Raw genomic sequence first — 16459 nt, 5'->3', positions numbered from 1 at the left:
GGTGGTCCGACGTTGGCCGTCGCGGCCCGGTATTGTCGCTGTCTCCCTCGTCGGTGTCGCGGATCGCCGTCGTAGATCGTCGCCGCGGACCTTCCGAGCCAGTGGCAGAGAATCGGCGAGATAGAACACGCTACCGGGACTGCGTCGGTGGTCGTGAACGTAGTCCACCCGTCACCGCCCGTTCTCGCCGGAGTCGTCCAGCACTCGGCGTGTCCTGTACGCGCCGTCGTCTGAAGGGAACCGTCCGTCCGGGGTCGGGGTTCTTGGTGACGCGCGATGGGCGATCGACACGCAGCCTCGCTCGGGAGGAGTCGGTCGTAGAACGCCAGCGATCGCCGCTTCGATTGTCGGTTGTCCGTCGCACTGCTCACGGCCGCCCGGTCCGGCCGGTGTGCGTCGGTCCATCTTCTCCCGGACCCGCTTCAGTTCCTCGTCCGTCATGTCCTCGTACTCGGTGTTCTCGATGTTAGCCATCCTGTCGCCCTCCGTCGGGTCGCGGTTCCTCGTCCGGGTCGAAGCGGTGCGGCGGCTGGTACTTCTCGTTGCCAACGAGCCGCGCCCCGAAGCGTTGGAGCCACCGGCGATTGCCGATGGACCGCGTCTTGTTCGCTGCGCCCCGCTCGCTATTCCGCTCGACAGCGCCGCGCATCCGGTGGGCCTCGTAGAGGATGCCGAGCGCCGACGTGGCGGTGATACCCGCTGACACCTGCACCGCGTAGCTCGCCAGTAGGTCCATCATGTGAACGCCTCCGCGGTGTTGCTCGCGCTGTTCGCCAGCCACGCGATAGCCAGCAGCGCGACGAGCGCCAGCACGACCTTGCTGTTCGGCAGCCCGAGCGCGTCGCCCGAGCCGCCGAACGGGTTGTTTCCGCCGTCATCGCTTTGGTCGTCGCCGCCCCCGCCGAACGGATTCGATCCGCCGGGGTCGTCGCCACCAGGAAGCGCGCTGCTGTCCTCCTCGACGGTCAGGGACCGCGGCGTACTGGAGTGCGTCCGCTCCTCCTTGATGACCGAAACGGTCGCCTCCACCGTGTACTCTCCCGCCGGAAGCTCCGGGTCGAACTCGACAGCCGCGTTCGCCCCGAGCATCTGCCCCACACGGTTCCGGGGGACGCACTCGCGGACCGTCTCATCAAAGACCTTCTCGCCGGCAGCGTCGCGGATGACGAGGGTTACGTCGGTCTTGTGTCCGTACTCGCCGCCGGTGTTGCAGGTCTTCTCCTCCCACGAGAACGCGGCCGTCTCGTTGTTGTTGACGCCGACGCGGATCGGGATCGGAACCCCCGCCGCGGCCGGACCCTCGAACTCGACGCGCCGAACTCGAACATCCGCCACGGGCTACTCACCCCCGTACATGACCCAGCCGACAACGACGAGTGCCAGCGCCAGCAGCGCCGGATTGCCGATGTCGCCGCCGACTCCCGGTGTCTCTGTGTCGGCGGGCGTGTTGTCCGGCTGGTTGTCGGTGTCGGCGCCGTCGGTGTACTCGCCGCTCTCGCTGTCGACTACCCCGCTCTCGATGCCGCCGGTGTCGTCCGACCCGTCCGACCCGCCCGAACCGTCCGATCCGTCCGAGCCCCCGATAGTGTCGAGCGCGTCGTCGGTGAGATCCTGCTGGGCGTCGTCGGCCGCCGGGTCGTCGCTGTTGTTGTCGCTGATGATGGTGACGCCGCCCGTGTCCGGGTCGCCGTCCGAGTCCACGACGTTGCCGGCCGAGTCCTCGCTGTCGTATTCGAGCCCGCCACCGTCGGCCTGCCCGAGATCGAGGTCGTCGCTGGTCTGGTCCTGCTCGATGTCCTCGGTGTCGTTCGTGTAGTCGCTCGAACCGCCGGAGTCGTCCGAGCCGCCGGAGTCCGTGTCGTCGGTGGTGTCGGTCGTCCCGCCACCGCCGCCGTCCTGGTCCCACGACGGGCCGGTGAGTCCGCCCACCATCAGCGGTTCACCTCCACGTACACCAGCGACGCGAACAGCAGCACGTTGATGAGCGCCGCCGCGACTTGGATGTCCTCGGGTGTCACCGAGGTACCCGCCAGCGCGTTCTCGAACACCGGGGCGCCCGGCTGTGCCGGCGTGCCCGGTTCCACGTACCCCGGCATGGCGGCGCCGTCGGTCATGGTCGTGAGACGGTCCGACGGCTCGGTGCCGGTCGGAGCGCCGCCAGTCGCGGCCGGCGTGAGTCCGCCGGACATTGTTTACCGCCTCGCGGCGTCCATGCGGACCACCGCGCCCAGCCCCTCGATGGAGCCGGTGGCTGCCGAGTAGGGGATCGACAGCAGCGCGTTGGCCGCCGGTTCGGGCTCGCCGTCGCCGTCGACGTCCTGCATGAACGCCGCCGTGTACGGCGCGTCGACGTACAGCGAGAGCGTCCAGTCGGTCGGGACGTACCGCTGCCAGTACGACCGCCCGAGCGAGAGATTCACCGGCTCCTTGGCGTTGTCACGCAGGTGCAGCTTGTTGATGAGCCGCGAGTCGACGGTCTCCTTCGTCCCGTTCGGTGCCTCCTTGACGAGTTCGAGCTGGGCCTGATCGCCCGCGGCGTAGTAGACGCCCAGCGTGGTGTCGGTGCCCCCGCTCGTGTAGTCGAAGGTGTTGGCGTCGTAGTCCACCGAGTCGGGCTGCACGACGGAACCGCCTTCGTACAGTAGCAGCGAGGTGTCGACCGCTCCGGAGTCGATGAGGTCGTGCGAGAGGTTGAACGTCTCCTGGTTGTCCGCAGTCCCGTCGGTCGTGAACTCCTGGTACGCCATGATGGCGTACTCCGTGGCGTTGGTCTCGCGGAGCATGTGCGCCCGGTTGACCTGCACGGAAGCGACCTCGGTCCGCTCGCCGGGCGTGCCGGCGGTGAAGTCGAAACTCGCCTTGGTGAACTCGTCGCGGTTGATGCTGGCCGACTTCAGCCGCGAGCGCACGGCGGATTCGTCCGCCATCGCTCAGTCCCCCCCGGACCGGACGGTCACGGCCTTGTCGTCGAAGTAGAACTCCGAGTTGTCCCAGTCGATCTGCTCCGAGGACTCGAGGAACACCTCGACGCTCTCGATGTCCTCGACGACCAGCGCGGAGCCCTTGAGTTCGACACGGGTCCGGTCGCGGTACTCCTCGTTCTGCTGCTCCTTGATGCTCAGACGGCGGAACGTGCCGATGTTCGAGAGCTTGTAGGAGACGACCTGCGGCTGATCGAGGTGGGGTGCGTCCCATCGGATCGTCACCTCCGTGTCGAGCGGGAGCGGGTCGTCGTTGGAGTCGCGGAGCTTCGCCTGGATGGGGAAGCCCGCGCCGCCCATGTTCGAGATCTCCAGGACCATCCCGTCGATGGGCGAGAAGCCGAGGACCGAGGTCGCCTGATCCACGACGTTGGTCTTCTCGGTGGCCTCGACCTGCCGCGTGCCGAGGTTGGAAAGCGTTTCAGTCATCTACGCCCCCACTCCCTGAACCGTCGACTTGATGTCGAACCGCTCCGCGGCCTTGTCGACCGTGTAGAGGCCGCCGCCGATGCTGATCTCGTAGGAGTACATCGGGGAGAGCTGGCCGCCGGCTGCGACCGCGAGCCCGTATACCTCGGGGTTGTCCTTCACCATGTCCGGCGCGACGCCGGAAGTCAGGTTCTTGAGAACCGTGGGGGCCATGAAGCCCGCGAAGATCGCGGCCACGGACTCCCACAGTTCGGTCGATGCGAGTGCGTCGAACGCCTCTGCCATGTCTGCCATGCTACACCCGGGCCGATGAGAGGGGGCGAAAAAGGCGGCCTGCGCAGGGATTGCGTCGCGTGTGTCCTGATTGCGTCGCTGGTGATCAGCGACGGCCGGGCGACTGCTCTTTCTCCCACATCTCCATGAGTCGGCGCACAACCTCGGCGTTCGAGAGCTCGCCGCGGCGGTGCTCGCTCAGGTCCTCGCGGATGTCCGCGAACTGTTCGGCGTCCTCACCGCTCAGCGTGGTGCGTTCTCGGGCCATGGTCAGAGGTTCGGGTCGTGAATCGGGTTGCCTTCCGGGCCGTAGTGTGTCGATTCCATCTCCAAGCCGCGGGTGTCCCAACGGTCCATCTCGCCGGCCGTGTTCGCGAATATCCACTCCGAGCCGATGATGTGGCCCGCGTCGTCCTCGAACTGCCGCAGCGGGACCGGCCCGGCGTCCGGCGCGTGCAGTTCCTCGGGAAGCGACGGAACGCGCGAGACGGACGGGTTGTGTACGTCGACGGGGTACTCGGCCTCGATCTGGTTCCGGTCCTGTTTGGCCTTGAACGCCCCCAGTACCGTTTCGTCACACTGTGAGACGACCGTCTTTTCCAGCTTCGCGAGCCGCTGGGTGATCCACAACGAGGACGCACCTTCACCGCGGCCGGTCGTTGCCAGCCCCTCGATAGCGTCGGGCACCTTCCCCGTCTGCGGGGCGACGAAGTGCGCCTCGTCGATGGCCGTGAGAGAGTCGCCGAGGCGACGCGCGGCCTTGATGATGCGGGCACAGACCGTCCGCCACTCCTCCGGCGGAAGGTTGTAGCGGGCGAGCACGACGGCGCCGTTCTCCGCGATGAACGACTCCCACATCTTGACGGACCACGACGCCTCCCGAGGACCGACGATGAAGTGAGAGGCGAAGCCGGCTTTCACCAGCCCGCGGTACTCGTCCTTGAAGTCGAGGACGGCGACGTGCTCGAACTCGGGGATGTTGCGCTCGATGATCGACTGCCCGACGAAGGACTTCCCGTGCCCGCTCATGGCGCCGAGGAGCCGGCGCGTCACGGCTCGCGAACTCCTGCGGCGTCCGGGTCGACGCCGGCCGCGAGCGCCACCCGGCGGTTCTTCTCGGGCGTACTGTACCCGTCGTACTCGGGATCTCGCTCGGGGAGCCAGTCGGGGACCATCTCGGTGGGGACATGCCAGCCCGCCTGTCCCTCGTCGGGGAGGTCGGCCCACACGACCGCCCACTCGTCGCCGTTCACGTCGTCGGTGTCGTGCCAGTAGCCCATCGGCACGTATGCGAGGTTGTGTTGATCGAGCAGACTCAGCGCCCGGAGCGCCAGCAGCGCGTTCAGGTTCCGCTCGCGGTACACGTCGGTCTTGTCCTTCGGTTCGCTGTCGGTCTCACTCATCCGCGTCGCCCTCCAGCTCGTCTGCGGCGTTGTGGATGACCGTACAGGCGGCGCGGAAGTTCGCTGCGAACAGTCGTTCGGCCGCCTCTCCTCCGTCGAACTCGACAACGCGATCCTCGAACGTCGCGAGGTCCACGCCCCACTTGTTCCGAACGTGGTGGTCGGCGAGCGCTCGGTCGGAGCCCTCGGCGCCGCCTTCTCGGTACGTCTCCGCCCAGCGGGCGATCTGCGCCTCCCACTCGTCGGCGTCGGCGCCGAGATACCCTCGACGCCGTCGGTGGTGTCGAGGAGTTCGGGCGCGACGTTTTCGAGCCAGAGGTCGTCGAACGAGCCGCCGGCCATCGCGTCGATCATTGCTTCGAGCGAGTCTCGGCGCATCTCGACGGCCGGCACCTCGCCGATCACGTCCTGGTCGGTGGCGTCCTCCAGGCGCTTGGCGGCGGTCAGTACCTCGTGTTCGGCGCCGGCGATGATGCCGGTCAGGTGGTCGATCGCGCCCATCTCCTTGAGCTTCGCCATCATCTTGCGGACGGCGCGGTTTCTGATCCCCCTCATGCGGCCGCCTCACCCCCGGTTCCGCCCATCGCCTTCTCCATCAGCCGGTCGATCTGCTTGTCGAGAACGTCCGTCTCACGAGTGAGGCCGTCGCCCATCGACAGGACCGTAGCGAACAGTAGCGCCTCGTGCGGTTCGAGGTCGCTCCCGACGCCCATCATGTCCATCGTCTCGTTGAAGTGGTCCGCGAGGTCGTACTGCTCGAAGTGGTCGCGCCCCAGCTCGTTCTCGCCGCCGTGCTTGCGGATCTGGGCGTTGGTCACGGACTTGACGACCGAGACGTACATCTCGCCAGCCTTCGCGACCGACGCATCCGGGTTCGCATCGTCCGCCATGCTGCCCGGCTCGGTCGGTTCGGCGGCGTCGTCGCCGGCGTCCTCGCTCTCGTTCTCGTCGTCGGCACCGGCCTCCGCCTCAACATCGTCGGGGTCGATGTCGCTGGGGACGATCGCCTGCTCGTCGCTCTCGATGTCCGGCTGTTCGTCGCCGGTGTCGCTACCGCCCTCGGTAGCGGCCCCTTCAGGGGCGCTTTCGGCCCCTCGGGCGCCCCCTCGTCGGCGCTCTCTTCAGCCCTGCCGTCTGGGGATTCGGCTTGCTCTTCGGGGTCGCTCATGCGGTCAGACCACCCCCGGACTCGCCGGCACCGGCTTCAGGGGCCGCTTCAGCGCCCCCCGGTTCCGCCCCTTCCGCGCCGCTTGAGCCGGCTGGATCGCCTGATTCGCCTCCGCCACCGTCGGCGGTGACGAGGAGCACCAAGAGCACCGCCCCAAGGGCCAGCCCGAGCAAGAGTGGAGGGGACACCCCGCCGATAGAGCCGGCAAGCAGGCCCCCAGCGGCGGCCGCTTCCGCCCCTGAAGCGCCCCCTCCGGCGCCGCTCTCGTCGCCTTCGGAATCGCCTTCCGAAGCGCTGCCGTCGCTCGATTCGCCTTCGCTGTTCCCCTGCTGCTGTTGGTACTCGTCGTCGGTTGCCATGCTGTCGTCGGTAGCACCCCCTTCAGGGGCCGCTTCGGTCGCCTCGGATTCGGCGCTCTCGCGCCCCTCTCCGCCCTGTTCTTCGCCCTTCTCCCCGCTCTCCTCGGCCGGGGACTCGGTAGCGGGGCCCTCGGGGGCGCTTTCGACCCCTTCGTCGCCCCCCTCGTCGCCCGGCTCTTGAGCTTCGAGCTCGGCTCGCAGCGCCTCCTTGTCGGCGTGGGGATCGTCGCTCATCGCGTTGATGTGCGAGCGGACACTGTTCGCGGTCTTGAACTCGCCAGTGCCGAAATCGCAGTCGTCGGCTGGGCAGGTGTGGCCGCTCATAGGTCCATGTGCTCGGCCGCACCGACGCCCTCAGCCATCGCTTCGAGGAACTCACGGAACTCGCGCGGGTCGTCGAAGTCCGGGAGCGTATCGGGCGAGAGGTGCGCTTCTGCGATGAGGTCGCCATCCTCGACAATCTCGGCGCTCCAGTAGCCTGCCTGTACCTCGGTCGGGTCGCTGATCGTGATCTGTGTCATGTGTCTGCCTCCGTAGCTGCTCGTTCGGTTTCGTCACTCACGCCGACGGGCGTCGAACCCGCACCGTCGACGGCCGCCTCTCGTACGTCCTCGCGGTCGCCGGCGGTCACGTCGTGACCGTGTTCGGAGTGGTCTGCATGGCACTCCTCGCAGGTCGTCGCGACCATCCGCACAAGATCCGTGAGGTCGGCGTTCGCATCCTCCAGCTTCGTGAAGTGGATCGGCTCCAGCCCCGCGTCGGTTCGGATGCCGTTCACCGCCCGCGCCGCGTCGTTCGCGTGCTCCAGCGACTCGCGCAGCTTCTCGATGTGCTCGGCGACAGCGTCGGTCGCGTTGAGATAGCCCCGGACCGACCGGAGGTACGCACCGACACGCGCTCCTCGAGATCGTCCGGCGGCGATAGCGGGCTGGCATCGTCGTCGGTCGGCCCGTCTCCGGGTGCTGGGTCCGGCTCCGTGAGCAGGTCGGATACCTCCGCCTCCGAGTACCCACACGCCTCTTGGAGGAACTCGCAGGCGTCGGGGTCGCCGTGCTCGCAGTGGCCGCGGGCGTGGTTGCAGCCTTCGGCCTGCTCGGTGGCGGCTGCGTTCGCCTCCCGGTCGGCGTCGCGCTGGTCCGGATCGGCGCGGGCGCCGCCGCCCTCTTGGCCGGCGTTCTCCATCACCTCGCGGTGCTCGTCGACCGTGAGGGTCGGGTCGACGTAGCTCGTCCAGTCGCTCACACCGTGGCGGGCGGCCAGTCCCTTGATAGAGCGCGCCCAGAGCACGTTTGCCCGGCCTTTCGAGAAGTCGAGGCGCCCGCGTTCGGCGTCGGTTAGGTCGACCTGACCGGGGCCGCGGTCCTCGCGCTGGGCGGTTCCCTCGTCGGCCTCGGCGCGGAGTCGGTCAAGGAGCGTGTCGGGCGTGTCGCTGACGAAGTGGACCGTCCGCATCCGCTTGTCGTCGTCCACGGGACAAACGAGATCGGCGTGCTCCTCGCGAGCGCGGTCCGCAGCCGCCTTCGAGCCGAACTCGACGGCCTCGCTCACGTCGGCCCCTCCATCGCTGCCAGCGTTACCGCGGCGCCGATGATCAGCCAGAACAGCGTGACTACAACGGCAAACGTGATAGCCGCTGCACACCCTGCGGCGATGAACGGCCCGCTGAAGCAGGTCATGTCTCACCACCCGGACAGATGTATCGATAGCAGATCCGCCCCTCGCCGTCGCGGGTCTGCTCCATCTCGTGCTCGAAGCCCGGCCGGCCGCAGTTGGCGCAGTCCCAGCCCGGCGTCCGAACGCCTGCCTCCTTGGCCTGTTCGTACGTCTCAGGCATTGATACCCTCCGTATCCGACTCTTCGATGAGGGTGACATACTGACCGAGCATCCCGACGGCGAGTAGCGCCAGCGCGATCCCCTGACCGACCCCGCCCCAGTAGCCGAGCGGGTCTGTCGGGAACCTCGCGACCAACATCGCACCGACGTTGAGGCCGAGGATGCCGGCCGTTCCGTAGGCCCACACCAACGTCCATGCGTCAGTCATCGCCCAGCTCCTCGCCGGTGTACGCTTCCAACGTCGAGACGGCCGAGGCGGGCGCGTCGTCGCGCTCGTCGATCTCGCCGGGCTCACCGGCGCCGCGGTACTCGATTCCGTCCGCGGTGTCCTCGAAGGTGTGCGGGAACGTCTTGCCGGTCGCGTCTTCGACAGAAACGACGTGATACGTTCGCTGGGTTCCGTTCTGCTTCTCGTGGAGTGTTTGCACTCCCATGTTCGCGTGAACGGTGGTTTTGCCTACAAGTCTTGTTAGTGATGTATTCAGCTATGGAATTAATCACTTGCGACCGTAAGAAGGAGTCGCCGGCGGGGCCTACAGGTAGGTCTCGCCGTGGTCGAGGTGATCCGCACGGGCCATGTGCCGGCGGTGCTCTTTCACGCTGTTCTCGATGTTCCCGCAGCCGAGACAGCGGATCCGCGACTGAGGAATATCTGTGTCGTCTACTGCATCCGGCTCAGTCATCCGCCGGAGCCTCCTCGGGACTGCCGTAGCTGTTCAGACTCGGGGCCGTCGACGTGAGGGCCTCGTTGACCAGTGCCCGGGCAAGGTTCACGGGGACAGCGTTCCCGATCTGTGCCGTCCTCGACGCCTTCGTGTCGCCGACAAACTCGTAGTCGCTCGGGAAGCCCTGTGCCGCGGCGAGTTCCCGCGGCTGGAGCATCCGGTACCGGAGCCCGAGCCCCAGCGGTGAGAGGTTCGGAACGCACAGCGCGTGCCGATCCTTCGTCGTCACCGTCGGCAACGGCTCGTCGACGGGTGCCGTGTCGCTGTTCCCGTAGTATTCGACGAGGAACGGCGAGACCAGGTGCCCGTCGTGGTTGCTTGCCGTCACCGTGTGAAGCGGCCGGTCGTCTGCCTCGTAGGTCGCGTTCGAGTGAAGCCCGCGAGCCGGCAGGTTCCGCGGCTTCAACGGCTGCGCTTCGATGAAGTGAACGGCGCCGCGCGTCGCGATCGTCGGCACCGGCTCCGTGTCGGCGTCGAGAGCACGGGCGTTCGACTGCTGGCCCATCACCATCCGAGTTCCGCCGTCGGTCGCCGCGGACGCCGTCGCGGACACGAGAAACGGCTCGTCGCGTTCGTCGAGCGCGTCGGGTAGGTCGTCGACCGAAACGACATCCTCCTGCATCCGTTCGATGTCGTCGGGGCCGATCCCGGCGACCACGTCCGCGTAGTCGGCGAGGTCGTCGTCACAGTGGTCGCGGATACCCTGTGCGATCCGCTGCATCGTGTTGTTCGAGAGTGGCCGCGAGCGCGTCCAGATGGACGATCCGCGGTCGCTCCAGTCGATCACTTCAGCGGCCGACCGCCACGGATCGCGGTCCTCGCCGGGCGACTCCGCGTGTGTTGGTTCCGGGTGGGTAGCACGACCGCCACGGCGGGCGACGACGAACAGCCGACGCCGCGAAGTCGTGTCGCCGTAGTCGGCGGCGTTCAGCACGTCGTAGTCGACCGAGTAGCCGAGCGAGTGGATCACGTCGACCCACGCCTCGAACGTCTCGCCGTTTCGCGTCGGCTTCCCGTCGTCGTCGATCGGTCCCCACGACTTCAGTTCCGGGACGTTCTCGACGAGGACCGCCTCGGGTTGCGTCTTCTGAACCCAGTCGACGACGTGCCACGGGCTCGCGCGGCGCTGTTCGGAGACGGGTTGCGATCCGTGGGCTCTGCTGAAGTGCGTACACTCCGGGCCGGCGACGAGCAGGTCCACGTCGTCGTCACCAACGACCTTCGGCGGGTGCAGCTCCTCGACTTTCGCGTTGTGATGCTCGGCCCACGGGTGGTTCCGCTTGTGCGTCGCGATCGCGTCGTCGTCGTGGTTGACGGCGATCAGTCGCACGTCGTAGCCGAGATTTTCGCATTCGAGTGCGAGCCCGTGGCTGAATCCTCCAGCGCCGCAGAACAGGTCCACGGCGGTCAGGTGAGAACCTCCAGATTCGTCTATATCGCCCATGGTTCCACCTCGATGTCCGACAGCGGCACGTAGCTCCAGTTCCAGCGCCCGTTACTGTTCACGCGATTGATCGCGAATCCGATGGACGTCTTCTTCCACTGGTTGTTGAACTCAGCAACGCGCCACATGTTGCCGTTGGCGCTCTGAAGAACCCACGAGAGTGTCCCGTGGGGACTCTCCAGCCGCAGGCATTTCCCGGTCTCAGATGGCGTGATGGCGGCACGTAGCGACTCGTGCGACGGACAGTAATGGTCGTCGAGCGCGAGTTGAGAACCTCCCGCGTTGTGATCATCAGTCATCGGCGGGAACACCCCCACGCCGCGCCTCTCGGCGCTCGGCCACGGTCCGGTGCCGGTGGATCCACTCGTCGGGGTCGGCCGCGGGCGGCTTCACCCGGACGTAGGTCTTCGAGTGCCGGACGCTCGGCCCGTCGCCGGACAGGTTCACGTAGCCCTCTCGCTGGAGCCGGTGGGTGAAGGCATCGAGACTCCCCTTCTTCACGTCGGCCTCGTTGGCGACCGCGCTGTCGTAGTGGTCGAGGGTCAGCTTCAGGTCCTCGTTCGCGAACGCCAGCAGGGCGTCGTAGACGCGCGCCAGTGTGTCGTCGTCGGGACGGAACTCGTCGGAGGTGTCGCGACCGCGCTCGCGTCGAACGACGGCCTCCATGTGTCGGCGGAGGTCGTCGCTCATGCTGTCGCCGCGCTCGTCGAGCACGTCCTGGTAGTCCTCCTTCAGTTCGGCGTCGCACCGGACGGACAACTGCGCGCTGTCGTTGCTCTTACTCTGTTGGTTGCGAGGCATCAGATAGCCTCCGTGTGTAGCAGGTTGGTGTTCGTGTAATACGCAGACGGCGACGGGGAACGGGCCTCCGCTACACACCCCCGGGGAGGGGGTAGCGCGGGGTTCGTGCGCGCCCTCGGGTGTGCGCGCTCGCGAGGACCGCCGGAACCGCCGTCGCTGACGGGCCGAGACGGTCGCGAACGGCCGATCCGTCATCTGCGACCCTCCCCGCCGACGCGGCGGTCGCCGACGGCATCCTCTCGAAGCGCCCGATCGATCTGGTGGCCGCCGTCCGGTAGGGCCTCACCTGACGGTGTGTCCTCGACGGCGGTCGACGCGATCCGGACGCGCTCGCCGGTCGTCGTCTCGCCGCCGATGAACGCGGCCTTGCGAAGCGTGCAGAGATGAGCGCATGGCCCGTCGTTCCAGTGATAGCCCTCGCAGTCGCACCAACCGACGAACGCGCCGCTCTCGTCCGCGAGGGCGACGCTGTGTGCGTCCTCTCCGTCCGGGAGAGACACACGCCAGCCGTAGGTGCTCGCCCGCTCGATGAGCGCGTGCAGGCCGTCGGCGCGGTCCCACGAGGTACCGCCCATCGCGGCCTCGAAATCGAGCACGTCGCCGCTGACGGCGTCGGAGACCGTCACCTCGGCCGCGTCTGGAAGCGTGCGGCGGTCGTCGGTGCTCACCGTTCGTCACCTCCAGGACACTCGGGACAGACGCGGCGCGGGATCCCGCTGCCAAACGGCGTCCGTGTAACGAGTCGGGAGCCGCAGCTCGGGCAGTAGCTCACGGAGAACACCTCCCATCATCGAGAGCCGGACACCGCTGATCGTCCTCACCAATCGGGGAGCCGCAGACCGTGCAGATCGGCGCGGGAAGCGCCGACAAATCGACGCGACGGGTGCGGCTCACCGCCGTTCACCTCCGTGGGATAAGGAAGAGGCTACCGGCTGTCGATTCGTGATAGGGTCAGAAGTGGGTTGGGGCGGTTTTCCGATCATAGCGTCTCACCGTGGTGTTCGTCGGCCTCAAGATCCAACGAGTCGATGAGGTGCGACTCGCGTTCGCGGAACTCCTCGCGCTTCGTCGGATGGTCGTAGTGCTGTTCGATCACGGCGACGCTCGCGTTCACACGGCGCGCGACGGCCTCGACGCCGAGGCCGCGGTTACGTTGCCAGCTGATGCTCCCCGAGCGGACCTGATGCGGTGACCGCGAGGACGGGCACTGTGAGGCGCCGCGACCCGCGAACCAGTCGCACGTCGCTTGCTTCTCGCCGTGAGGGCAGTCCTGGTAACGACAGGGAACGGTCGCGTAGTAGCACCAGTTCCGTAGCGTCGTCAACGAAACGCGGCCGTGCGTCGTCGGAAGCAGCGGCGCCCGACCGTGGTCGTCGCGAACCTGCGGCCGCTGCACGCTGATCCACTCGTCCAACACCTCGACCGTCGCGTCGGGAATGCCAACGTCGCGCTCGCCCTCAACGCCGTTCTTCAGCGGAGTGTCCGCGTCCGGCCGGTGCCGGAACTCCAACACGCCGGCCGACCGGTCCACGTCGCTCACGTCGAGCCCGCGGAGGCCGCCCATCCGACAGCCGACCGTCCACAGGATCTCGAGCACGACATGGTGCTTCGAGGCGCGGTTCGGCGACGAGCGCCACGCCTTGAGTAGCGCCTCGCCGCGATCGGGCGCGAGTCGAACCTCCGAGACGTGGTCGCTGCGGTTGATGTCGGGCACCTCGATCGCGTCGCCGACGCCGTCCTCAGCGAGTCCCACGTCGCTGGCCCACTGCAACCAGTCTTGGACCGTCTGCTGGTGGTTCCGAAGCGTGACCGGGGCGAGATCGTCGCCGGCGCGCTTCGCGTCCCACTGGTTGATGTCCCACGCCGTGAGGTCGCGCATCGTCTCGATCTCCTCCTCCTCACACCAGTCGACGAACTGCTTCAGCCGGTACCAGTAGTCCGTCAGGGTGTGCTCCGCGAGCGACACGGCGCGCTTGTCGAGCCACCGTTGGGCGGCTTCCCGGGGAGAGAGGTCGGGCGCGTCGCTCACGGTTCGTCCTCGTCGGTTTCGATCCGCGGGGCGAGCATGAACCGGCCTTCGTGGCCCCAGTCCTCGTTGTGGAACTGAAGCACGGTTGGGAACTCGTCGCCCCACTTGAGGGTCACATCGTCGGCCTTCGCGGCGTTCAGGGCGTCGACCATATCGGCGAGATAGTCCATGCTGAACAGCGACGAGCACGCTTCCGCGCCGTCGTCGCGGGTGTCCCACGCACAACCGAGCATGGTCACGCGGTCGGCGGTCGTGTCGTCGTCCGGGTCGGCGTCCTTCCGCGACTCCAAGACCAACGTCTCGCCGTCGCGAGTGACGCGGACGTAGTCGTGCCGAGAGTCGATCGCGGCGACCGCGTCACCGAGCGCGTCGATGGACGGACGGGCACGGTTCGGAAGGTCGAGACCGGGGAAACTTGGACGCGGTCGCATGTTGTTGGGGTCGATCGCGAACCACTCCGAGCGCCGCGTCATACGGGTGTCCTCGCGGACAATCCGAACGCGAATCCGGCGGTCGAACACGTCCACCACAACGGGATCGCCGTCGTTGCTCCCGCGACCCTTTCGCGCCCACTTCAGGGTCTTCCGTAACCGCTTGAGGTTCACACCGGTCTGGTCTTCGTCGCCGCTGACAGTGTACCGACTGAACCCCTCGGCGGGGAATGACGCATCCACCATCCCGACGTTCGGGGCGTCAACGGCCTTGATCTGCAAGCCGTCGTCGTCGAACACGGCGACACACTCGTCCACGAGCGGCGCCGGGTACCGCAGGAACGACCGGAGCGGGTCGCCCGCGGTCGTGAACGACACACGCGCTTCCTCCGCGGGTTCCTGCGCCAACTCGTTCTCTCGGTCGTCCTCGACGACCTGACCACCGTCAGCGACGAGGCGCCGATCGTCCTCGTCGTCGGACTGGCATCCGATGCACACGCCCTCTTCGTCGAGCGCGGGCTTACCGACGTGCCGACCGCAGTCCGCGCACTTCCCCGAGGCGTTCTCGGGGGGTCGCTGTGCTCGCCCGTCGGGGCCACACACACCGCACCACTCGCGGAACGCCGGCGGGAGCGTAGACAGCGCAACCGGCCGCGGTTCGGTCGTTTTGAGCTGCCGACACTCCTCGTCGAGGTGAAACATCCCGCCGCCATTGCCGCGGCGGCGACTCTCGTACACCGTCTCGGGGAGGTCGTCGCTCATGGACGCACCTCCTCCTCGCGAGCGGCGTCGGCGGCCCACCCGGAGCGCTGGGGCCGCACGGGCGTCACACCCATGATGCGGTTGCACCGGCTGCAACGGCGATCGTTCTCGCCCGGACGGTCGCCCCGCGAGCCCTGCCGCCCGCAGCTCGGGCACCGGATGATGAACTCGTGCGGGTCGTGATGGTCGACCACCAACCCGTCCGAGACGTACGCGGGCGTCTCGGCACTCATGCGTCACTCTCCGATTGGGCGGTCACGCGACGCCCGATCTCGGCGTAGGCCGATGCGGTCCCAGCCGAGTACGTCTTGAACTCACCGAGGTCACCCTCGACCGTGTAGACGGTGCGCGCCATCACACACCCCCCACGTCGGCGACGCGGTCGGCGACGAGTTCGCCGGCGTCGGTCGCGTCGTACAGGCGGCCCTTCCGGCGCTCTTCGGGCACCAGCAGCGTAACGGCGCCACGCTCGCGAAGGTCGCCAAGCGTCCCAGAGACGTGCGAGAGGTCCAGGCCGGTAGCCTCCGCGATCGTCGACGGCGTCGCCGGACTCTCCGCGAGCCGTTCGAGCACGGCCGCGCGGTGTTCCGAGGCCGCGACCGCCCCGATGAGATCCCAGTCAGGGGACTCGTCGGTGACGGCAGGCTTACGGGATTCGGCCTCGTTCGACGACTCGGGGGTCGGCTCGGACTCGCTGGCAGGCGTGGTGTGAGACTGGCCCCCGTTCATGCTTCGGTCGTTGCGGCGTTCTTCTTCTCGGTGAGCAGATCGTTGGGGTAGTCGAACGGCGTTCCGTTGGCCGTCCGAACAGCGTTGCGGATGTACTCCGCGCGGCTCATCCCGAGCAAATCGGCCTCTTCGTCGATGTTGTTGACCATCTCCATCGGCATGGTGACGGTCACGTTGGCTGATAGCGCCATGCGCCCCCTGCTTAGTAGGTGGTTAACTTAGTCATTTTGGTGCTGCACTTGTTTCACCATGTATCCGTAGACCTGATTAAGTTAGTGACTTAGTACCTAAGCTATTCACTTACTGCGCCACAAATCGCGCGTGTGAGTGCAACCTCAGATGGCGGTGACGAAACCCACAACGTCACCACCACAGTTAGTTCGGAGTTCAAGGACGACTTCGACCGGGCTTTGAAGAAAGCCCAGATCGAGGGGCACGTTCCCTTGAACATGTCTCGCTCCGAAGCGATTCGGAACCTCATGCAGGCGGCGATTGCGGATCCGTCGCTGATGGCCGGTCCCGAGGACGACGGGGGCGAGTGAGTGCAACCGGACTCCCCGGCACCGGCACTATCGTGTAACGCCGGGAGGGTATTAGGGGTCAGCCTACTACCCGGAGTGAAAGTGAAACAACGGAAGCTATATCCAACATGATAGAATCGATGCGATCCGATCTGCTCCGCTTAGTCGCAGACGTGGAGGGGTTCGGGCTGTTCCGACCGGGGGAAGCGGAGGGGTGGCGCGAGGACATCGAGGCGGCGGAAGTGGTTCCGGAGCTGATGCGAATCAACGAGTCGCTGTTGCAGTCCATCGAGGATCGCGACGGGTACGAGGAGTTCCGCGAGCAGGTCGGCGTCTCGCGCGGCTCGCCGGCGGCACCAGTCGACCGAGCGCAGAAATGACAGTTGATCGATTGCCGTGGGATCAGCGTGTGTTAGAAAACGGCGCCATCGGGATTGTTACAGGAATAACCGCATCAGAAGTAGCCGGATCGGGTATCGCTTCGACACTCACTCTTGTCCCGCTTTCACTGGTATGTCTTCTCGGAGCTTCTTACGCTCTCAGATATATGCAAAACAGAAAAGCGACACG

34 protein-coding genes are annotated in these 16459 nt (G+C 67.0%); 2 read left to right on the top strand and 32 right to left on the bottom strand.

Features of this window, described 5'->3' with window-relative positions:
- Positions 1 to 171: 171 nt before the first annotated feature.
- From P0Y41_RS14815 to P0Y41_RS14665, 32 genes are all read right to left on the bottom strand, one after another.
- A complete protein-coding gene (locus P0Y41_RS14815) occupies positions 172 to 474 on the bottom strand; it encodes a hypothetical protein (RefSeq protein ID WP_284062049.1) in 303 nt (100 codons plus the stop codon).
- Positions 467 to 739: a hypothetical protein gene (locus P0Y41_RS14810; protein WP_284062029.1), complete on the bottom strand. Its 273-nt coding sequence runs from the start codon at positions 737 to 739 to the stop codon at positions 467 to 469. The genes P0Y41_RS14815 and P0Y41_RS14810 overlap by 8 nt, the downstream gene beginning before the upstream one ends.
- Complete coding sequence (locus tag P0Y41_RS14805) at positions 736 to 1335, bottom strand: hypothetical protein (RefSeq protein WP_284062028.1); 600 nt, start codon at positions 1333 to 1335, stop codon at positions 736 to 738. Before P0Y41_RS14805 ends, P0Y41_RS14810 begins: the two co-directional genes overlap by 4 nt.
- Before the next feature lie 3 nt (positions 1336 to 1338).
- Positions 1339 to 1932: a hypothetical protein gene (locus tag P0Y41_RS14800; protein ID WP_284062027.1), complete on the bottom strand. Its 594-nt coding sequence runs from the start codon at positions 1930 to 1932 to the stop codon at positions 1339 to 1341.
- Positions 1932 to 2189 (bottom strand): hypothetical protein, encoded by a 258-nt coding sequence (locus P0Y41_RS14795; RefSeq protein WP_284062026.1) that lies wholly within the window; start codon positions 2187 to 2189, stop codon positions 1932 to 1934. The genes P0Y41_RS14800 and P0Y41_RS14795 overlap by 1 nt, the downstream gene beginning before the upstream one ends.
- A 3-nt stretch (positions 2190 to 2192) precedes the next feature.
- Entirely contained in the window at positions 2193 to 2927 is a 735-nt protein-coding gene (locus tag P0Y41_RS14790) for a hypothetical protein (protein WP_284062025.1), read from the bottom strand.
- A gap of 3 nt (positions 2928 to 2930) precedes the next feature.
- The gene (locus tag P0Y41_RS14785; RefSeq protein ID WP_284062024.1) at positions 2931 to 3410 is read right to left on the bottom strand and encodes a class-II aminoacyl-tRNA synthetase family protein; all 480 of its coding nucleotides are present in this window, start codon (positions 3408 to 3410) and stop codon (positions 2931 to 2933) included.
- On the bottom strand, positions 3411 to 3704 hold the full coding sequence (locus P0Y41_RS14780; RefSeq protein ID WP_284062023.1) for a hypothetical protein: 294 nt from the start codon (positions 3702 to 3704) through the stop codon (positions 3411 to 3413).
- A gap of 85 nt (positions 3705 to 3789) precedes the next feature.
- Complete coding sequence (locus tag P0Y41_RS14775) at positions 3790 to 3951, bottom strand: hypothetical protein (protein ID WP_284062022.1); 162 nt, start codon at positions 3949 to 3951, stop codon at positions 3790 to 3792.
- Between the two features lie 2 nt (positions 3952 to 3953).
- Positions 3954 to 4736: a hypothetical protein gene (locus P0Y41_RS14770; RefSeq protein ID WP_284062021.1), complete on the bottom strand. Its 783-nt coding sequence runs from the start codon at positions 4734 to 4736 to the stop codon at positions 3954 to 3956.
- Positions 4733 to 5641: a WDGH domain-containing protein gene (locus P0Y41_RS14765; RefSeq protein WP_284062048.1), complete on the bottom strand. Its 909-nt coding sequence runs from the start codon at positions 5639 to 5641 to the stop codon at positions 4733 to 4735. Before P0Y41_RS14765 ends, P0Y41_RS14770 begins: the two co-directional genes overlap by 4 nt.
- Entirely contained in the window at positions 5638 to 5976 is a 339-nt protein-coding gene (locus P0Y41_RS14760; protein WP_284062047.1) for a hypothetical protein, read from the bottom strand. The genes P0Y41_RS14765 and P0Y41_RS14760 overlap by 4 nt, the downstream gene beginning before the upstream one ends.
- Positions 5977 to 6250: 274 nt before the next feature.
- The gene (locus tag P0Y41_RS14755) at positions 6251 to 6937 is read right to left on the bottom strand and encodes a hypothetical protein (protein WP_284062017.1); all 687 of its coding nucleotides are present in this window, start codon (positions 6935 to 6937) and stop codon (positions 6251 to 6253) included.
- Complete coding sequence (locus P0Y41_RS14750; RefSeq protein WP_284062016.1) at positions 6934 to 7134, bottom strand: hypothetical protein; 201 nt, start codon at positions 7132 to 7134, stop codon at positions 6934 to 6936. Before P0Y41_RS14750 ends, P0Y41_RS14755 begins: the two co-directional genes overlap by 4 nt.
- Positions 7131 to 7391 (bottom strand): hypothetical protein, encoded by a 261-nt coding sequence (locus P0Y41_RS14745; protein WP_284062046.1) that lies wholly within the window; start codon positions 7389 to 7391, stop codon positions 7131 to 7133. The genes P0Y41_RS14750 and P0Y41_RS14745 overlap by 4 nt, the downstream gene beginning before the upstream one ends.
- Complete coding sequence (locus P0Y41_RS14740) at positions 7388 to 8161, bottom strand: hypothetical protein (protein WP_284062045.1); 774 nt, start codon at positions 8159 to 8161, stop codon at positions 7388 to 7390. Before P0Y41_RS14740 ends, P0Y41_RS14745 begins: the two co-directional genes overlap by 4 nt.
- Entirely contained in the window at positions 8158 to 8289 is a 132-nt protein-coding gene (locus tag P0Y41_RS14735) for a hypothetical protein (RefSeq protein WP_284062014.1), read from the bottom strand. The genes P0Y41_RS14740 and P0Y41_RS14735 overlap by 4 nt, the downstream gene beginning before the upstream one ends.
- A complete protein-coding gene (locus tag P0Y41_RS14730; protein WP_284062013.1) occupies positions 8286 to 8447 on the bottom strand; it encodes a hypothetical protein in 162 nt (53 codons plus the stop codon). Before P0Y41_RS14730 ends, P0Y41_RS14735 begins: the two co-directional genes overlap by 4 nt.
- Positions 8440 to 8655, bottom strand: a complete 216-nt coding sequence (locus P0Y41_RS14725; protein WP_284062012.1) for a hypothetical protein — start codon at positions 8653 to 8655, stop codon at positions 8440 to 8442. Before P0Y41_RS14725 ends, P0Y41_RS14730 begins: the two co-directional genes overlap by 8 nt.
- Positions 8648 to 8881, bottom strand: coding sequence for a hypothetical protein (locus P0Y41_RS14720; protein WP_284062011.1), 234 nt, complete (start codon positions 8879 to 8881; stop codon positions 8648 to 8650). Before P0Y41_RS14720 ends, P0Y41_RS14725 begins: the two co-directional genes overlap by 8 nt.
- Positions 8882 to 8980: 99 nt before the next feature.
- Entirely contained in the window at positions 8981 to 9130 is a 150-nt protein-coding gene (locus P0Y41_RS14715; RefSeq protein WP_284062010.1) for a hypothetical protein, read from the bottom strand.
- Positions 9123 to 10616, bottom strand: coding sequence for a DNA cytosine methyltransferase (locus P0Y41_RS14710; protein WP_284062009.1), 1494 nt, complete (start codon positions 10614 to 10616; stop codon positions 9123 to 9125). The genes P0Y41_RS14715 and P0Y41_RS14710 overlap by 8 nt, the downstream gene beginning before the upstream one ends.
- Positions 10604 to 10915 carry a hypothetical protein gene (locus P0Y41_RS14705; protein ID WP_284062008.1) on the bottom strand — a complete coding sequence of 104 codons (312 nt, stop codon included), beginning with the start codon at positions 10913 to 10915 and terminating at the stop codon, positions 10604 to 10606. Before P0Y41_RS14705 ends, P0Y41_RS14710 begins: the two co-directional genes overlap by 13 nt.
- Positions 10908 to 11417, bottom strand: coding sequence for a hypothetical protein (locus P0Y41_RS14700; protein WP_284062007.1), 510 nt, complete (start codon positions 11415 to 11417; stop codon positions 10908 to 10910). The genes P0Y41_RS14705 and P0Y41_RS14700 overlap by 8 nt, the downstream gene beginning before the upstream one ends.
- A 191-nt stretch (positions 11418 to 11608) precedes the next feature.
- Positions 11609 to 12085, bottom strand: coding sequence for a hypothetical protein (locus P0Y41_RS14695; RefSeq protein ID WP_284062006.1), 477 nt, complete (start codon positions 12083 to 12085; stop codon positions 11609 to 11611).
- Positions 12082 to 12189, bottom strand: coding sequence for a zinc ribbon domain-containing protein (locus P0Y41_RS18060; protein WP_390214545.1), 108 nt, complete (start codon positions 12187 to 12189; stop codon positions 12082 to 12084). The genes P0Y41_RS14695 and P0Y41_RS18060 overlap by 4 nt, the downstream gene beginning before the upstream one ends.
- A 207-nt stretch (positions 12190 to 12396) precedes the next feature.
- Entirely contained in the window at positions 12397 to 13446 is a 1050-nt protein-coding gene (locus P0Y41_RS14690; protein WP_284062044.1) for a tyrosine-type recombinase/integrase, read from the bottom strand.
- Positions 13443 to 14639 carry a beta clamp domain-containing protein gene (locus P0Y41_RS14685; protein WP_284062043.1) on the bottom strand — a complete coding sequence of 399 codons (1197 nt, stop codon included), beginning with the start codon at positions 14637 to 14639 and terminating at the stop codon, positions 13443 to 13445. The genes P0Y41_RS14690 and P0Y41_RS14685 overlap by 4 nt, the downstream gene beginning before the upstream one ends.
- Entirely contained in the window at positions 14636 to 14872 is a 237-nt protein-coding gene (locus P0Y41_RS14680) for a hypothetical protein (RefSeq protein ID WP_284062042.1), read from the bottom strand. The genes P0Y41_RS14685 and P0Y41_RS14680 overlap by 4 nt, the downstream gene beginning before the upstream one ends.
- The gene (locus P0Y41_RS14675) at positions 14869 to 14994 is read right to left on the bottom strand and encodes a hypothetical protein (protein ID WP_284062041.1); all 126 of its coding nucleotides are present in this window, start codon (positions 14992 to 14994) and stop codon (positions 14869 to 14871) included. Before P0Y41_RS14675 ends, P0Y41_RS14680 begins: the two co-directional genes overlap by 4 nt.
- Positions 14994 to 15368, bottom strand: a complete 375-nt coding sequence (locus tag P0Y41_RS14670) for a winged helix-turn-helix domain-containing protein (protein WP_284062040.1) — start codon at positions 15366 to 15368, stop codon at positions 14994 to 14996. The genes P0Y41_RS14675 and P0Y41_RS14670 overlap by 1 nt, the downstream gene beginning before the upstream one ends.
- Positions 15365 to 15559, bottom strand: a complete 195-nt coding sequence (locus P0Y41_RS14665) for a ribbon-helix-helix domain-containing protein (protein ID WP_284062039.1) — start codon at positions 15557 to 15559, stop codon at positions 15365 to 15367. The genes P0Y41_RS14670 and P0Y41_RS14665 overlap by 4 nt, the downstream gene beginning before the upstream one ends.
- Positions 15560 to 15691: 132 nt before the next feature.
- Here P0Y41_RS14665 and P0Y41_RS14660 point away from each other — a divergent pair, with 132 nt between their 5' ends.
- Together P0Y41_RS14660 and P0Y41_RS14655 are read left to right on the top strand one after the other, a co-directional pair.
- Complete coding sequence (locus P0Y41_RS14660) at positions 15692 to 15910, top strand: hypothetical protein (protein ID WP_284062038.1); 219 nt, start codon at positions 15692 to 15694, stop codon at positions 15908 to 15910.
- 119 nt (positions 15911 to 16029) lie between these two features.
- Positions 16030 to 16269: a hypothetical protein gene (locus tag P0Y41_RS14655; protein WP_284062037.1), complete on the top strand. Its 240-nt coding sequence runs from the start codon at positions 16030 to 16032 to the stop codon at positions 16267 to 16269.
- The last annotated feature ends 190 nt before the right edge of the window (positions 16270 to 16459 follow it).

The organism is Halobaculum halobium, from assembly GCF_030127145.1.
GTDB lineage: Archaea > Halobacteriota > Halobacteria > Halobacteriales > Haloferacaceae > Halobaculum > Halobaculum halobium.
This window is presented reverse-complemented; position numbering and strand designations above follow the sequence as displayed.

Coding starts and splice junctions, on each gene's coding strand:
- P0Y41_RS14815 (WP_284062049.1), bottom strand. CDS start 474: ATGGCTAACATCGAGAACACCGAGTACGAGGACATGACGGACGAGGAA.
- P0Y41_RS14810 (WP_284062029.1), bottom strand. CDS start 739: ATGATGGACCTACTGGCGAGCTACGCGGTGCAGGTGTCAGCGGGTATC.
- P0Y41_RS14800 (WP_284062027.1), bottom strand. CDS start 1,932: ATGGTGGGCGGACTCACCGGCCCGTCGTGGGACCAGGACGGCGGCGGT.
- P0Y41_RS14795 (WP_284062026.1), bottom strand. CDS start 2,189: ATGTCCGGCGGACTCACGCCGGCCGCGACTGGCGGCGCTCCGACCGGC.
- P0Y41_RS14790 (WP_284062025.1), bottom strand. CDS start 2,927: ATGGCGGACGAATCCGCCGTGCGCTCGCGGCTGAAGTCGGCCAGCATC.
- P0Y41_RS14785 (WP_284062024.1), bottom strand. CDS start 3,410: ATGACTGAAACGCTTTCCAACCTCGGCACGCGGCAGGTCGAGGCCACC.
- P0Y41_RS14780 (WP_284062023.1), bottom strand. CDS start 3,704: ATGGCAGACATGGCAGAGGCGTTCGACGCACTCGCATCGACCGAACTG.
- P0Y41_RS14775 (WP_284062022.1), bottom strand. CDS start 3,951: ATGGCCCGAGAACGCACCACGCTGAGCGGTGAGGACGCCGAACAGTTC.
- P0Y41_RS14765 (WP_284062048.1), bottom strand. CDS start 5,641: ATGAGGGGGATCAGAAACCGCGCCGTCCGCAAGATGATGGCGAAGCTC.
- P0Y41_RS14760 (WP_284062047.1), bottom strand. CDS start 5,976: ATGGCGGACGATGCGAACCCGGATGCGTCGGTCGCGAAGGCTGGCGAG.
- P0Y41_RS14755 (WP_284062017.1), bottom strand. CDS start 6,937: ATGAGCGGCCACACCTGCCCAGCCGACGACTGCGATTTCGGCACTGGC.
- P0Y41_RS14750 (WP_284062016.1), bottom strand. CDS start 7,134: ATGACACAGATCACGATCAGCGACCCGACCGAGGTACAGGCAGGCTAC.
- P0Y41_RS14735 (WP_284062014.1), bottom strand. CDS start 8,289: ATGACCTGCTTCAGCGGGCCGTTCATCGCCGCAGGGTGTGCAGCGGCT.
- P0Y41_RS14730 (WP_284062013.1), bottom strand. CDS start 8,447: ATGCCTGAGACGTACGAACAGGCCAAGGAGGCAGGCGTTCGGACGCCG.
- P0Y41_RS14725 (WP_284062012.1), bottom strand. CDS start 8,655: ATGACTGACGCATGGACGTTGGTGTGGGCCTACGGAACGGCCGGCATC.
- P0Y41_RS14720 (WP_284062011.1), bottom strand. CDS start 8,881: ATGGGAGTGCAAACACTCCACGAGAAGCAGAACGGAACCCAGCGAACG.
- P0Y41_RS14715 (WP_284062010.1), bottom strand. CDS start 9,130: ATGACTGAGCCGGATGCAGTAGACGACACAGATATTCCTCAGTCGCGG.
- P0Y41_RS14710 (WP_284062009.1), bottom strand. CDS start 10,616: ATGGGCGATATAGACGAATCTGGAGGTTCTCACCTGACCGCCGTGGAC.
- P0Y41_RS14705 (WP_284062008.1), bottom strand. CDS start 10,915: ATGACTGATGATCACAACGCGGGAGGTTCTCAACTCGCGCTCGACGAC.
- P0Y41_RS14700 (WP_284062007.1), bottom strand. CDS start 11,417: ATGCCTCGCAACCAACAGAGTAAGAGCAACGACAGCGCGCAGTTGTCC.
- P0Y41_RS14685 (WP_284062043.1), bottom strand. CDS start 14,639: ATGAGCGACGACCTCCCCGAGACGGTGTACGAGAGTCGCCGCCGCGGC.
- P0Y41_RS14680 (WP_284062042.1), bottom strand. CDS start 14,872: ATGAGTGCCGAGACGCCCGCGTACGTCTCGGACGGGTTGGTGGTCGAC.
- P0Y41_RS14675 (WP_284062041.1), bottom strand. CDS start 14,994: ATGGCGCGCACCGTCTACACGGTCGAGGGTGACCTCGGTGAGTTCAAG.
- P0Y41_RS14670 (WP_284062040.1), bottom strand. CDS start 15,368: ATGAACGGGGGCCAGTCTCACACCACGCCTGCCAGCGAGTCCGAGCCG.
- P0Y41_RS14665 (WP_284062039.1), bottom strand. CDS start 15,559: ATGGCGCTATCAGCCAACGTGACCGTCACCATGCCGATGGAGATGGTC.
- P0Y41_RS14655 (WP_284062037.1), top strand. CDS start 16,030: ATGCGATCCGATCTGCTCCGCTTAGTCGCAGACGTGGAGGGGTTCGGG.